Source organism: Litchfieldella anticariensis FP35 = DSM 16096 (genome assembly GCF_000409775.1).
Classification (GTDB): domain Bacteria; phylum Pseudomonadota; class Gammaproteobacteria; order Pseudomonadales; family Halomonadaceae; genus Litchfieldella; species Litchfieldella anticariensis.
In genome coordinates, this window is record NZ_KE332393.1 from 199,806 (window position 1) to 213,609 (window position 13,804).

At 59.2% G+C, this 13,804-nt stretch carries 12 protein-coding genes; 8 read left to right on the forward strand and 4 right to left on the reverse strand.

The genetic code is table 11. The features are described from left to right. Positions 1-159 precede the first annotated feature (159 nt). Positions 160-2,367, forward strand: coding sequence for a DNA helicase II (gene uvrD, locus L861_RS19340; protein ID WP_027947593.1), 2,208 nt, complete (start codon positions 160-162; stop codon positions 2,365-2,367). A gap of 136 nt (positions 2,368-2,503) precedes the next feature. Next, positions 2,504-3,592: a TRAP transporter substrate-binding protein gene (locus L861_RS19345; RefSeq protein ID WP_016418343.1), complete on the forward strand. Its 1,089-nt coding sequence runs from the start codon at positions 2,504-2,506 to the stop codon at positions 3,590-3,592. Between the two features lie 4 nt (positions 3,593-3,596). Here the strand turns inward: L861_RS19345 and L861_RS19350 are convergent, their stop codons facing one another. Further along, positions 3,597-4,007 (reverse strand): acyl-CoA thioesterase, encoded by a 411-nt coding sequence (locus L861_RS19350; protein WP_016418344.1) that lies wholly within the window; start codon positions 4,005-4,007, stop codon positions 3,597-3,599. 125 nt (positions 4,008-4,132) lie between these two features. On the opposite strand from L861_RS19350, the gene L861_RS19355 reads away from it, so the two are divergent. The 6 genes from L861_RS19355 to cysZ all read left to right on the forward strand — a co-directional run bounded on the left by L861_RS19355 (position 4,133) and on the right by cysZ (position 10,785). Then, positions 4,133-5,092 (forward strand): PstS family phosphate ABC transporter substrate-binding protein, encoded by a 960-nt coding sequence (locus L861_RS19355; protein WP_016418345.1) that lies wholly within the window; start codon positions 4,133-4,135, stop codon positions 5,090-5,092. Positions 5,093-5,909: 817 nt separating this feature from the next. Further along, on the forward strand, positions 5,910-7,013 hold the full coding sequence (locus L861_RS25330; protein WP_371828299.1) for an ABC transporter permease subunit: 1,104 nt from the start codon (positions 5,910-5,912) through the stop codon (positions 7,011-7,013). Then, positions 7,010-8,353 carry a phosphate ABC transporter permease PstA gene (pstA, locus tag L861_RS19365; protein ID WP_016418347.1) on the forward strand — a complete coding sequence of 448 codons (1,344 nt, stop codon included), beginning with the start codon at positions 7,010-7,012 and terminating at the stop codon, positions 8,351-8,353. Before L861_RS25330 ends, pstA begins: the two co-directional genes overlap by 4 nt. A gap of 71 nt (positions 8,354-8,424) precedes the next feature. Continuing rightward, entirely contained in the window at positions 8,425-9,198 is a 774-nt protein-coding gene (pstB, locus tag L861_RS19370; RefSeq protein ID WP_027947595.1) for a phosphate ABC transporter ATP-binding protein PstB, read from the forward strand. Positions 9,199-9,221: 23 nt separating this feature from the next. Continuing rightward, positions 9,222-9,944, forward strand: coding sequence for a phosphate signaling complex protein PhoU (phoU, locus tag L861_RS19375; protein ID WP_016418349.1), 723 nt, complete (start codon positions 9,222-9,224; stop codon positions 9,942-9,944). 103 nt (positions 9,945-10,047) lie between these two features. Beyond that, a complete protein-coding gene (gene cysZ / locus L861_RS19380) occupies positions 10,048-10,785 on the forward strand; it encodes a sulfate transporter CysZ (RefSeq protein WP_016418350.1) in 738 nt (245 codons plus the stop codon). Here cysZ and phoR read toward each other — a convergent pair. The 3 genes from phoR to ubiA all read right to left on the reverse strand — a co-directional run bounded on the left by phoR (position 10,773) and on the right by ubiA (position 13,788). Continuing rightward, positions 10,773-12,092, reverse strand: coding sequence for a phosphate regulon sensor histidine kinase PhoR (phoR, locus tag L861_RS19385; protein ID WP_016418351.1), 1,320 nt, complete (start codon positions 12,090-12,092; stop codon positions 10,773-10,775). The genes cysZ and phoR overlap by 13 nt on opposite strands. Positions 12,093-12,105: 13 nt before the next feature. Next, positions 12,106-12,795, reverse strand: coding sequence for a phosphate regulon transcriptional regulator PhoB (phoB, locus tag L861_RS19390; protein ID WP_016418352.1), 690 nt, complete (start codon positions 12,793-12,795; stop codon positions 12,106-12,108). Between the two features lie 102 nt (positions 12,796-12,897). Then, complete coding sequence (gene ubiA / locus L861_RS19395) at positions 12,898-13,788, reverse strand: 4-hydroxybenzoate octaprenyltransferase (protein ID WP_016418353.1); 891 nt, start codon at positions 13,786-13,788, stop codon at positions 12,898-12,900. Positions 13,789-13,804: the final 16 nt, after the last annotated feature.

Genomic DNA, 13,804 nt, shown 5'->3' on the forward strand with positions numbered 1-13,804 from the left:
TGAGCGGTAAGCGTTAAGCTGGAAGAGCGGCGCTTCGCGCCTGGAAGCTGGAAGAAAACCCCTGGCCCTAGCTTTGATGGCCATATGCGACCTTCGAGCTTCGAGCTGGGGGGATATGGTAAGCTATTGGCCCATTTTCCAAGCAGCGATGCCTTCCCGATGGACGACGTCACGGCGATTCTCGAACATCTCAATCCAGCCCAGCGCGAGGCTGTGAGTGCCCCCCAAGGCAACATGCTGGTGCTGGCCGGAGCCGGCTCCGGCAAGACTCGGGTATTGGTGCATCGTATTGCCTGGTTGTTGCAAGCCGAGGGCATGTCGCCCTATGCCGTTCTCGCCGTGACTTTCACTAACAAGGCCGCCCGCGAGATGCGTACCCGCTTGGAGGCCCTGCTCGGTTTGTCGCTGCGTAATATGTGGGTGGGGACCTTCCACTCTATTGCCCATCGGCTGCTACGCACTCATTGGCAGGATGCGCGTCTGCCGCAGCACTTCCAGATTATCGACAGCGACGACCAACTACGGCTGATCAAGCGCTTGCTCAAGGATCACAGGATCGATGACGAGCGCTTCCCACCGCGCCAAGTGCAGTATTTCATCTCCGGTTGCAAGGAAGAGGGACTGAGGCCACACCAGGTGGATGCCCATGGTGACGCCTACATGGGGCAGATGGTCGAGCTTTACGAGCGTTATCAACTGACCTGCGAGCGCGGCGGCTTGGTCGACTTCGGTGAATTGCTGCTCAGGAGTCTCGAATTGTTACGCGATACACCGGCATTGTTGGCCCATTATCGCGAGCGCTTTACCCATGTGTTGGTCGATGAGTTCCAGGACACCAATACCTTGCAGTATGCCTGGTTGAAGCTACTGGCCGGCGATCAGGCGGGAATGACGGTGGTCGGCGACGATGACCAGTCGATCTATGGCTGGCGTGGTGCCAGGGTCGAGAACATTCGCCGCTTCGAGCAGGAACTCCCCGATACCCATACCGTTCGTCTGGAGCAGAACTATCGTTCGACCAGCGCCATTCTGGATGCCGCCAATGCGCTGATCACCCACAACGCAGGACGGATGGGCAAGGAGTTGTGGACCGACGGCGAGCGTGGTGAGCCGATCTCGGTGTATGCCGGCTTCAACGACCTCGATGAAGCGCGCTTTATCGTCGATACGATTCAAGAGAAGGTCGACGAAGGTTTCACGCGACGTGAGATCGCCATTCTCTACCGCTCCAATGCCCAGTCGCGGGTGCTCGAGGAAACCTTGATCCGTCAGGGTGTACCTTACCGTATTTACGGTGGCCAGCGTTTCTACGAACGCTTGGAAATCAAGAATGCCCTGGCCTACCTAAGGCTGTTGCTCAATCGCGAGGATGACGCTTCGCTCGAGCGAGTGATCAATGTGCCGGCGCGGGGAATTGGCACGCGGACGGTAGAGATACTGCGCGAGCGGGCTCGCCAGACCAATGTTTCGTTGTGGCAGGCACTGCACGACTGTCTGGCCGATACCACCCTCAAGGGACGTGCAGGTAATGCCGTCCAGGCGTTTGCCGATCTGATCGAACGTCTCGACAATGACACGGCCAGTATGACATTGCATGAGATCATCGCACATGTGAACGAGGTGTCGGGGCTGGTGGAGCACCACCGCAGTGAAAAGGGTGAGAAAGGCCAGGCCCGGGTCGAGAACCTCGAGGAACTGGTCAATGCCGCGCGCGCATTCACGTTAGGCGATGCCTTGGATCCGCCTGAAGTTGGCGAAGGTGCGGCGGCATTGGAGCCGTTTCTGGCCGAGGCGGCCTTGAATGCCGGCGATCACGAGGCCGATGAGTTCGAGGATGGCGTACAGCTGATGACGCTACACTCGGCCAAGGGCCTGGAATTTCCTATCGTATTCATTGCCGGGGTGGAAGAAGGGCTGTTCCCACACAAGATGTCGCTCGAGGAGCCTGGTCGTCTCGAGGAAGAGCGTAGACTCTGCTATGTGGGTGTAACCCGCGCCATGCGCAAGCTTTACCTTACCTATGCCGAGTTGCGCCGCCTGCATGGCAAGGAGACATTCCAACGACCATCGCGCTTCTTGCGCGAACTCCCCGAGGAGTTGCTCGAGGAAGTGCGTCTGCGTGGTCAGATCTCGCGGCCGGTGACTGCCACCCGCCCAACGATGGGATTGTCGCGGCAGACCTCGGTCGATGGCGGTGACGACCTTCCCGTATTATCACTTGGACAGCGTGTCAGCCATCCGCTGTTCGGCGAGGGGATAATCCTCAATGCCGAGGGTGAAGGCGAGCGAGCTCGAGTGCAGGTCAGTTTCGAGGGCGAAGGCGATAAGTGGCTGGTCTTGGGCTTTGCCAACTTGACCCCGTTGTGAGGTGGGCGGGGGAGTGCGTTAACTGTCGGTACTTGCCGAACAAAATGCCGCTAAGCATACTGCGTGACGGACGCTTTTCCGGGGGGCGATGCCTCCGATAGGAAATCACAACAATGCATTCTGGAGTCACGCTCACATGCAACGCCGACAATTTCTGACCGCGATGGGAGCCGGTGCAACTGGAGCCATTGCAGCACCTTTCGTCTCTACCGCCAGCGCCCAGGAGACCATTACCTGGAACATGGTCACTTCCTGGCCCAAGAACTTTCCTGCACTGGGTACCGGTGCCAACGACTTTGCCAAGCGCATCGAGACGCTCTCTGGGGGCCGCATGCGGGTGCGAGTCCACGGTGCCGGTGAGATGGTGCCAGCGTTGGAAGTTTTCGATGCAGTGGCGGCCGGCACCGCTGAGGTGGGCCACTCCGCCGCCTATTACTGGCGCGGCAAAGTCGCTGCGGCGCAGTTCTTCACCGCCGTGCCCTTCGGCATGAACACCACCGAGACCAATTCCTGGCTGTACAACGGCGGTGGTCAGGAACTGTGGGACGAACTCTACGCCAAGCACAATCTCAAGCCTTTCCCCGTGGGCAACACCGGAACCCAGATGGCCGGTTGGTTCAAGAAGGAGATCAACTCGCTGGAAGATATGCAGGGCCTGAAGTTGCGCTTGCCGGGATTGGCTGGTGAGGCCATGAACGGTATCGGGGTGACGACAGTGAATATGCCGGGGTCGGAGATCTTCACGTCCATGCAGACCGGGGTACTCGATGCCGCGGACTGGGTCGGCCCCTACAACGACCTGGCCTTCGGCTTGCATCAAGTGGCTGACTATTATTACACCTCGGCATGGAACGAGCCCAGCGCGATCCTGGAAGGGACTGTCAACCTGGATGCCTGGAACGCTCTGCCTGACGATCTCAAGGCTGTCGTCACGGAAGCTGCGCGTTCCGCCAACCTGGCCATGATCGATGAATTCACCTATCGCAACGCCCAGGCACTCAAGACCCTAGTCGACGAGCACAACGTCCAACTGCGTAGTTTCCCCGAAGATGTGATGCAAGCGCTCTACAAGTCATCTCAGGAAGTGCTGCAGCGCCAAGTCGAAAACGATCCGGATTCACGCAAGATCTACGAGTCCTATCGTGAGTTCCAGCAACTGGTGAGCTCATTCACCGACGTCGGTGAGTTTGCCTATCTGAAGACGCGTGAAGCGGCCAGCAGCTAGGCAATCAGGCATCGCCATCGGGAACAGCACGAATACGGCCGTTGTCGTCGAGTGCCACCATCACGAATCGCGCCTCGGTGACCTTATAGAGCTCATCGGGGTCGCGTTCGTTGGGTGGGCGGATCCAGACCTGGACGTCGATTTTGACTGAACTGCGGCCGATGTCACGCACGGCGGTAAAGATGTTGACCACCGATCCGACTCGTACCGGGCATAGAAAATCCATGGATTCAATGGCCACGGTAGCGGTACGGCCATGTGCCTGGCGCCCAGCCGCCAGTTCGGCGGCTTGATCCATGTGGGCAATCAGCCAACCACCGGGGATATCGCCATAGAAATTGGTATCTTGCCGCGAGGCCAGCAACTTCAGGGTCAATACCCCCTGCGGAGTAGGCACATCATCGAGATCGGTCATGGACATCATTTGCTCAGAGGTTATTGTTGTGCGGACGGGTCTGTCGACGCAGATATAAGCATCTTAAACGCCAGAGGGGGCATTTCACCACCTCATCCTATTTCCCATCGCCTAGAGGAGCCACCATGACCGGGAAGTGGAGTCTTGCTCAGCGCTTGCTGGTATGGGGAGTGCTGGCATGTTTGCCGCTGGCGCCCCTCAAGGCCGAGACATCATTTCCAGTCGTCGGCAATCTCGGCTCTATTGGCTCCGACACTTTGGCCGGGCTGATGTTACGTTGGGGCGAACAGTTGGAAGCTCGTTATCCTGGCGTGCACTTGCAACTACAAGCCAGCGGTTCGGCGACGGCGCCTCCTGCACTGGCTGCTGGTACTACCCGGCTTGGACCTATGTCACGTCGCATGTCCGAAAGCGAACGCCGCAATTTCGTCAATCGTCAAGGCTATGCGCCGACTCGGATTCCCGTCGCCCTGGATGCACTGGCGATCTTCGTCCACCGCCACAATCCCCTCGAGGCGCTGAGTCTGACCCAGGTCGATGCCATCTTTTCCGACACTCGGCTGTGTGGCGCTGAAGCTGCTATCGAAAGCTGGGAAACACTAGGGGTTGGGGTGGGGGCCATCGTGAGGCACAGTCGCAATTCAGCGTCAGGCACCTATGGTATCTTCAAGCGCGAAGCCCTATGTGGCGGCGATTTTCGCCGAGACGTCAACGAGTATCCAGGGTCGGCAGCGGTAGTGGCGGCGGTGGCCCGAAGCCCGGGAGGAATCGGCTATGCAGGCATGGGATATCTGACCCCGTCGGTACGTGCCGTGGCACTATACGATAGCCTGGGACGAGCAGTGTACCCCAGTATCGAGACCACACTGAGCGGTGCCTACCCTCTCGCGCGAACGTTGTTCCTGTATGTCAATCTGCCGCCCGGCGAACAGCTACCTCAACCCGAGTTGGCCTTTCTCGATCTGGTATTGTCGCCAGCTGGCCAAGAGATCGTGCGTGAATTGGGGTTTGTGCCCTTGCCTGACGAGATGATCACGGCCAGTCGCCAGCGATTGGCGCTTGCACCGTTGACCTCACCTCCGTGACGCGCTGTCATTTCTTTGTCATACGCCTGCCGCATAGTTGTGGTGGGACCCTATAGCCTCTGCGGTCAACACCTATGTTTTTCGGCCTCCTCCGGACATGATCGATCTTTCCACCTCTTCCATGCATCATCGCCGGAGGTTGCGTGTGGTACGCGACCGCTTGGCCACGCTACTGATCAGCGCCTGTGGCATCGGAGTGGTCGGGGCGGTATTGGCCATTGGCATCTTTCTCGCCGTGGAAGTGGTGCCGTTGTTCGCCTCCCCAGGGGTCAATGAGTCACCAGTGACCGCCCAGGACATACCGCGTTCTGCAGATCTGCAGCGTACTTGGCTGCGTCCTGTACCGCCTTCAGCACTCGTTCCCCATACCGAGGAGACTTTCGCCGAGATGAGAACGGGGCCGATGGCCGTGAGTGAAAAAATACTGTGGCAGGCCGATGGGCGTGAACTCGAAGTGTTTTCGCTGGAGGAAGGCGAGCCACGTCTGCTGGGCCGGATAACGGCAGTAGAAGAGGGACGACAGATCACCGCCCTGGCCTCGCTGGTTGGTGGGCAGGCATTGATTGTCGGCGACGACGAGGGTGGCGTGAGGCGCTGGATGATGGGGCCTGGAGGCAGTGCCTTGCCGGTGCCTACCCGGCCTTATCGTCAAGCGGGAGAAGCGGCGATTCGCGTCTTGATGCCCGTGCCCGACCAGCGTTTGTTCCTAGCGCTTGATGCTGCCGGTGAGCTGGCGCTTTATCAGGCTTTGACCGGCTTACGCTGGACGGGGCCAGCTCCTTCCGGGGAACCCTTGGGATTCGATGCCGAGAGTCGGTTGCTGTGGGCAGGTGAAGCGGGGATCGAACAGCTTTCCATCGATGCCAAGCACGCTGAGGTAAGCTGGGGTAGCTTATGGCGGCCACGGCATTACGAAGGGCATTCCGAGCCTCAGCATCGCTGGCAGGCGAGTGTTACGCAGCCTGCCGATGAGCCCAAGTTCGGTATGGCACCGCTGGCTTGGGGTACGCTCAAGGCCGCTGCTTATGCCCTGCTGTTCGCTATACCTTTGGCGCTGGGAGCGGCCATTCACTCGGCCTGCTTCATGTCACGTCAGTTGCGCCATCGCCTCAAACCGACCATCGAAATGATGGAAGCCATGCCGGGGGTCGTGATCGGCTTTATCGCCGGCCTGGTGCTGGCCCCCTATGTTGAACGCCATCTGGCTGGTGTCTTTTCCCTGTTGCTGGTATTGCCGCTGGGGATGCTCTTCGGCGGTTGGTGCTGGTCACTTCTTTCGCCGTCACTGCGGCAGCGGTTGCCTATAGGGTGGGCTGGTTTGTGGTTGATGCCTTGGGTGGCGGTGCTGATCGCTACTTCGCTGGCGTTGTCACCGACCCTGGAACGGCTGTTCTTCAGCGGCGATCTGCGCCTGTGGCTGGAACAGACCTTGGGGCTCGATTACGCCAACCGCAACGCCATGATCGTCGGGCTGGCAATGGGCTTCGCCGTGATTCCGACCATCTATGCACTGAGCGAGGATGCTCTTTCCGGGGTACCAGCCAGTCTTGGTGAAGGTGCTCAAGCGTTGGGGGCGACACGCTGGCAGACCTTGTGGAAGGTACTGTTGCCGGCTGCTAGTCCCGGAATTTTCTCGGCAGTGATGATCGGTGCCGGTCGTGCCGTGGGTGAGACCATGATCGTGCTGATGGCAACCGGCAATACGGCAGTAATGACATGGAGCCCGTTGGAAGGCATGCGTTCGATGGCTGCCAATATCGCCATCGAACTACCCGAGGCCTCCGTTGGTGGAACCCATTATCGCCTGTTACTGCTTAGCGCCTTGTTGTTGTTCGTCTTCACCTTCTGTGTCAACACAGTGGCCGAGCTGGTTCGGGAGCGGCTCAAGTATCGCTACCGGCGCCTGGAGGGAGGCTCATGATGGCACGGGCGAGGTTTCTGCATGGCTATCGTGGTGAAGGGCCAGGGGCATGGCTGGCCGCGGGTTGTGTAGCGCTGGCATTGCTGATGGTGGTGGCTTTGCTAGCACTACTGGCCGGGCGTGGGCTGGCACATTTCTGGCCTACTGAAATCGAGTTGGTCACCCTTGACGACGGTGAGCGGTTTGCTGGCCGTGCAGTGCGCGAGGAGCGACCGGTGCAAGGCCAGGCGATGCCGGTCGAGCGGCTTTATTACACCGGCAACCGCGACTTGGACGGCACGGTATGGCGCTGGGTCGATGTCGAGCGTATCGCGATGCGAGAGCGGCCGGCCGACCTGGTGGTCGTTGAACGTCGCCGCTGGGGTGATTTCATCGGTCGGGTGGTTGATCGCAATACTGAGGCTGGTCATCTGGTATTGGAGAGCATCGACGGGCAGCGTTTGATCCAGCCGCTTGCTGAGGTGCACAAGATTGTATATCCCAATGCCATGTCAAGTTTCGGCAAGCTCGTGGCTTGGGAGCAAGGGGTATGGCGCTTTCTCAGTGAGGGGCCCCGCTCGGCCAATACGGCGGGAGGCGTATGGCCGGCGATCTTTGGCACCGTACTGATGGTGTTGTTGATGTCGCTGGCGGTCACTCCGTTCGGGGTACTGGCAGCAGTCTATCTCAACGAGATTGCTCCTCAAGGGCGCCTGACCAGGCTAGTGCGGATCGGAGTACGCAATTTGGCCGGAGTGCCTTCCATCGTCTACGGCGTATTCGGCCTGGGGGTGTTCGTATACGGCATCGGTGGAACGTTAGATACGTGGTTTTTCTCCGAGCGCTTGCCGTCGCCAACCTTCGGTACTGGCGGCTTGCTGTGGGCATCGTTGACGTTGGCGTTACTGACGTTGCCGGTGGTGATCGTTGCCACCGAGGAAGGACTGGCCAGGATACCCGAGGCACAGCGTGAAGGAGCCCTGGCATTGGGCGCTACCCGGGCCGAAACCCTACGACGTGTCGTGCTGCCCATGGCCGTTCCTGCGATGTTGACCGGTATGATCCTGGCCATCGCGCGTGCTGCTGGTGAAGTGGCGCCGTTGATGCTCGTCGGGGTAGCCAAGCTGGCACCCCAGGTACCGGTGGACGATGAGTTTCCCTTCCTCCATCTTGAGAGGAAGTTCATGCACTTGGGCTATCACATCTTTGATGTCGGCTTTTACAGCGGCGATATCGAGGCGGCACTACCGCTGGTCTATGCCACGGCACTATTACTGGTACTGGTGATTCTGGTGCTTAACCTGACTGCAATCTTTCTGCGGCATCATGTGAAGGCGCGTCATGGCGCGCTGCAACGCTAGGAGGCCCGTCGTTGCCTGCTCTTGACCATGTTACCGATTCCGTGTCACCGGCACTTGCAACGACCGGTGCCGTGACTGAGATTCCTGCCTCGGCCAGCTGCTTCGAAATCGAAGGGCTGTCGCTTGCCTATGGCGATACGCCGGCGCTCAGCAATCTGACGTTGCGCATTCCGCGCCAGCGGGTGACGGCTTTCATTGGCCCTTCGGGATGTGGCAAGACGACATTACTGCGAGCTCTGAATCGCTTGCATGATCTTAACGAGGAGGTACGGCGTGGAGGGCATATTCACCTTGAGGGACAGGAGATTCATGCACCCGAGGTGGAAGTGGCGGAATTGCGCCGGCGCGTAGGCATGGTGTTTCAGACGCCTAACCCCTTTCCCATGTCGATCTATGAGAACGTGGCCTTCGGCTTGCGATTGCAAATGTCGTTGAAGAAGCGTCAGCGCGATGAAGTGATCGAATGGGCGCTGCGCTCGGCGGCGTTATGGGATGAGGTCAAGGATCGCCTGCACGATTCCGCCTGGTCATTGTCCGGCGGTCAGCAGCAGCGTTTGGTAATCGCCCGCACCTTGGCCGTGCAACCCGAGGTATTGCTGCTCGACGAACCAGCTTCGGCCCTGGATCCGATTTCGACGCTGAAGATCGAAGAACTGATCCGCAGTCTCAAGTCGCGTCTGACGCTGATTCTGGTCACCCATAACATGCAGCAGGCGGCACGGGTCTCGGACTACACCGCCTTCCTGAACGGTGGCGAGCTGGTGGAATACGCCGCTACCGATGCCTTGTTCACCAACCCGCGCCTGGCGCAGACTGAAAACTACATCACTGGTCGGATGGGCTGATGCCCCCGCCACAGGAGAGCCCCATGGATATCACCAGCGAAACGCATAGTCAGCACATTTCCAAGCAGTTCAACCATGAGCTCGAAGAGCTCAAGACCCACCTGATGGCCATGGGCGGATTGGTGGAGCGTCAGATACAGGAGGCCGTATCGGCGCTGCTCGATGGCGACAGTCGTTTGGCCGAACATGTGCGCGACAACGACAAGGCCGTCAACGACTTGCAGATCAAGATCGACGATGAGTGCACGCGAGTGTTGGCACGACGTCAGCCAGCGGCTTCCGACCTGCGCCTGGTATTGGCGGTGATCCGTGCCACCTCGGATCTCGAACGGATCGGTGATGAGGCGAGCAAGATCGCTCGCAACGCTCTTGCCCTGACCGAGGGCGGCAATGGATCCAAGGGCTTCGTTGAGGTACGTCATATCAGCGAACATGTGCGCAAGATGCTACGCGACGCACTAACCGCCTTTGCTCGTTTCGATATCGATCTGGCCTTGGCGGTGGTTCACGAGGACGATGCGGTGGACAGCGAATATACTAGCGCCATGCGCTCGCTGATGACTTTCATGATGGAGGATCCACGCTCGATCACCTCGGTACTCAGCGTGATGTGGATCCTGCGTGCACTGGAGCGCATCGGTGATCATGCCAATAACCTCGCTGAATACGTGATCTATCTGGTCAAGGGACTGGATATCCGCCATATCGACCCCGACGAACTCGATGAGGATGCCCTCAAGCGCTGAATGACGCCTACCACAAGATGCGATACTCTCGGCCGTCGCCAATGGTGACGGCCTTGCTGTCTTGTTAGTGGCTTCTTGTCTTGCGAGTGGAGAGTGTCTTGAGATGCTGAATGCCCTGACCGCGCTTGAGCGGGGCACACGCCTCGTGTTTTCACCGGGGTTGCGACGCTATGTCTTCGCCCCGGTACTGATCAATCTGCTGGTCTATGTGGCCACCTTGTATTATGTACTGGGTCACTTCGGCGGATGGCTGGATGGCTGGATGGCCATGGTGCCAGGTTGGTTGGGCTGGCTGGAGTGGCTGATCTGGCCACTGTTCGTGGTTGCCCTCATCGTGGTGGTGTTCTTTTCCTTCACCTTGGTGACCCACATGATCGCGGCTCCCTTTTATGGCTTCCTCGCCGCGCAGGTGGAAATGCAAGTCACTGGCCGTCCGCCCGCCGATGACCGAGGGTTGCTCAAGACCGGTATCGATGCCTTGGGCCGCGAGTTGGTCAAGCTGGGCTATATTCTGCCGCGTCTGGCGTTGCTCCTGGTGCTCAGTTGGATCCCGGTGATCAACGTGATCATGCCACTGTTATGGGCTGTCTTCTCGGCCTGGATGATGGCTATCACCTATCTCGACTATCCCATGGACAACAACAAGGTCAGTTTTGCCGATATGCGGCGCCGACTGCGTAGCCGCTGGTGGCCGACGCTGACCTATGGCGGTTGGGTAACACTGATTACCTGGATACCGTTGGCCAACCTGTTCCTGTTGCCCGGTGCCGTGGCTGGTGCGGTGTTGATGTGGGATCGGCACTACCGTGAATTGACGTCGAATGCAGTTCAGGCGCGCTGAACCCGAGGATGGTCGTCGTTCGCTTCGACGAGTCGGGGCTCAGGAAAGACGCAGCGGAACAATGCACCTTTTCCAGGATGGGACTCGATTTCCAAGTGGGCATCGTGGCGCAGCAGTACATGCTTGACGATGGCCAGTCCCAGGCCGGTGCCGCCAGTGGCGGCACTTCTGCCCTTGTCGACGCGGTAGAAGCGTTCGGTCAGGCGTGGAATATGCACTGGGTCGATACCCTCGCCGTCGTCTTCCACTTCGATGCAGGCCCCCTTGGCGCAGGAGTTCCAACGCAGCACGATATGACATCCCTCGCCCGCGTAACGCACGGCATTGAACACCAGGTTGGAGATGGCGCTGCGTAATTCCTGCTCGCTGCCAAGCAATTGCCGCTGGTCATTTATCTCGATGCTCAATTCGTGACGCCCGCCGGATAGCGAGTCAGCGTCGCGTCTGATCGCTGACAGCAGTTCATCGACCGTCACCGGCACGGCGTCCTCGCTGCGATGGTCGATCTCAAGGCGCGATAGCAGCAGTAGGTCATTGACCAGATTCTGCATGCGCATGGTTTGCTCTTGCATCAAGGTGAGGCCGCGGGCGAAACGTGACGGTAACTGGTCGGCATGATCGTTGTAGGTCTCCAGATAGCCAGCGAGCACCGTCAACGGCGTTCTTAGCTCATGCGATACGTTGGCCACGAAGTCGCGGCGCATCTGCTCCAGGCGGTGCAGGCGGGTGATATCGCGGGCCATCAGCAGGCGTTCGTCGTCACCGTAGAGGGTGATCTGGAATTGCAGAATCTGGCGCTCATCGATCGGTGAGGGCAGAGCCAAGGGTTCGTGATAGTGACGGGCGTTGAAATAATCGATGAAGCGTGGGTCACGCAGCAGATTGGTAATGTGCTGACCGCGATCGTGGGCGGCCTGAAGACCCAACATGCGCTCAGCAGCGCTGTTCCACCATTCCAGGTCACCACGCCGGTCAAGCATCACCACGCTGTCGCTCATGGCCTCGGATGACTCCTGGATACGCTTGAGTGTCGCACGTAGACGTTGCTGGGTAAGGCGTTGTCCCTTCTGGTACTTGTAGAGACGGTCGAATAGCTCACCCCACAAGCCGCTGGCGGCAGGCGGTTCGTCGTGGGGGTGACGGGTCAGCCAGCGATACAGGGCGCGCAACTGATACAGATGAAAAAACAGGTAGAGGCCTAGTCCGATCGCCAAACCCAGGCCTGGAGCAGCGAACAGCCAGCCTGCCATCAGCCCGGCAAAGGCCAGGGAGGCCAGCCGCCACAGTTCACGGCTCCAGAGGCGCACGGTAGGGATGATCCTAACCCTTGGCGGAGAACCGGTAGCCGGTACCGCGCACGGTCTGGATCAGATGTTGGTGAGTGTCGCCTAGTGCCTTGCGCAAGCGGCGAATATGGACGTCCACGGTGCGCTCCTCGACATAGACATTGCCGCCCCATACCTGATCGAGCAGCTGACTACGAGTATAAGCGCGTTCCTGGTGTGTCATGAAGAACTGCAGCAGACGATACTCGGTGGGACCAATCTCCACGGCACTGCCATGAGCACTGACCCGATGACTGGCAGGATCCAGTACCAGTCCTTCGACTTCCACGGCCTCCTCGACCCCCCTGGGTGTGGTACGGCGCAATACGGCCTTGAGGCGTGCCACCAGTTCGCGGGGTGAGAAAGGCTTGGTGATGTAATCGTCAGCACCGGCTTCCAGTCCCTGGATCTTGTTGTCTTCCTCACTCTTGGCGGTGAGCAGGATGATCGGTAGTTCTGCGGTGGTCTCGTCGCGCTTGAGACGCCTGGCTAGTTCGATGCCGCTGGTGCCGGGCATCATCCAGTCGAGCAACAGCAGGTCAGGCTGGTGATCGACCACCATGGCATGGGCTGTTTGGGCACTGTCGGCCTCCAGCACTCGATAATCGGCCATTTCCAAGGCCACGGCGATCATTTCACGAATGGAGGCTTCGTCATCGACGATCAGTACGGTCTTGGCGGACATGGACGGTCCTCGGGCAAGCAATGACGGAGTGATGACGATTGCAACATGCTAATGTGACAGAGTTGTGACAGCAACCGGACCGAGACGTGGCACAGTCGCTGCTCACCCGGCAACGGGGGGCCATAGTGTCAACGCCAGCCCGGCGAAAACCACCAGACCTGCCCAGTGGTTGTTGAGAAAGGCCTGGAAGCAGCGATCACGGGACCTGTCGTGAATCAGCCACTGTTGATAGACGAAAATCGCTGCCATTGCTGCCAGCCCCACCCAGAAAAAGCCACCCAGTGTGAGTCGTTCTCCGACCCAGCCGAGCAGAACCAAGGTGGTGAGCTGCAGTATCCCAATCATCAGTTTATCGGTACGACCGAACAGCACCGCAGTAGACTTGATGCCGATCTTCACGTCGTCGTCGCGGTCGACCATGGCATACTGAGTATCATAGGCCACTGTCCAGGCCACATTGGCAGCAAATAACAGCCAGGCCTCCAATGGTAATTCCTGACGTACCGCACCGAAGGCCATGGGAATCGCCCATGAGAAGGCCGCACCCAGGAACACTTGCGGCAGGTGGGTGTAGCGCTTCATGAAGGGGTAGATAAATGCCAGGATGACCCCTCCTACGGATAGCATCACTGTAAATAGATTGGTGAAGCACACCAGCACGAAGGCGCTGGCGACCAGCATGCCGAACAGCACCTTGGCCTCGCGTTCGCTGATGCGTCCGGTGGCGAGGGGGCGTTCCTTGGTGCGCTTGACGTGGCCGTCAAGGTGGCGGTCAGCATAGTCGTTGACCACGCAACCGGCAGCCCGCATCAGATAGACTCCGGCAATGAAGATCAACAGCAGGTTGCGGTTTGGCAGCCCCTCAGCAGCGACCCACAACGCCCATAGGGTTGGCCACATCAGCAGCCAGGTACCGATCGGGCGGTCGAGGCGCATCAAGTGCAGGAAATCGGGCAGGCGGGCCAGGCCGCGAGCACGTAGCGTGTGATCCATTCATACCTCCACGTCG

What these genes read in the sequence shown, in the direction of transcription:
- uvrD (WP_027947593.1), top strand. Translation starts at nt 160, where the DNA reads ATGGACGACGTCACGGCGATTCTCGAACATCTCAATCCAGCCCAGCGC.
- L861_RS19345 (WP_016418343.1), top strand. Translation starts at nt 2,504, where the DNA reads ATGCAACGCCGACAATTTCTGACCGCGATGGGAGCCGGTGCAACTGGA.
- L861_RS19350 (WP_016418344.1), bottom strand. Translation starts at nt 4,007, where the DNA reads ATGACCGATCTCGATGATGTGCCTACTCCGCAGGGGGTATTGACCCTG.
- L861_RS19355 (WP_016418345.1), top strand. Translation starts at nt 4,133, where the DNA reads ATGACCGGGAAGTGGAGTCTTGCTCAGCGCTTGCTGGTATGGGGAGTG.
- pstA (WP_016418347.1), top strand. Translation starts at nt 7,010, where the DNA reads ATGATGGCACGGGCGAGGTTTCTGCATGGCTATCGTGGTGAAGGGCCA.
- phoU (WP_016418349.1), top strand. Translation starts at nt 9,222, where the DNA reads ATGGATATCACCAGCGAAACGCATAGTCAGCACATTTCCAAGCAGTTC.
- cysZ (WP_016418350.1), top strand. Translation starts at nt 10,048, where the DNA reads ATGCTGAATGCCCTGACCGCGCTTGAGCGGGGCACACGCCTCGTGTTT.
- phoB (WP_016418352.1), bottom strand. Translation starts at nt 12,795, where the DNA reads ATGTCCGCCAAGACCGTACTGATCGTCGATGACGAAGCCTCCATTCGT.
- ubiA (WP_016418353.1), bottom strand. Translation starts at nt 13,788, where the DNA reads ATGGATCACACGCTACGTGCTCGCGGCCTGGCCCGCCTGCCCGATTTC.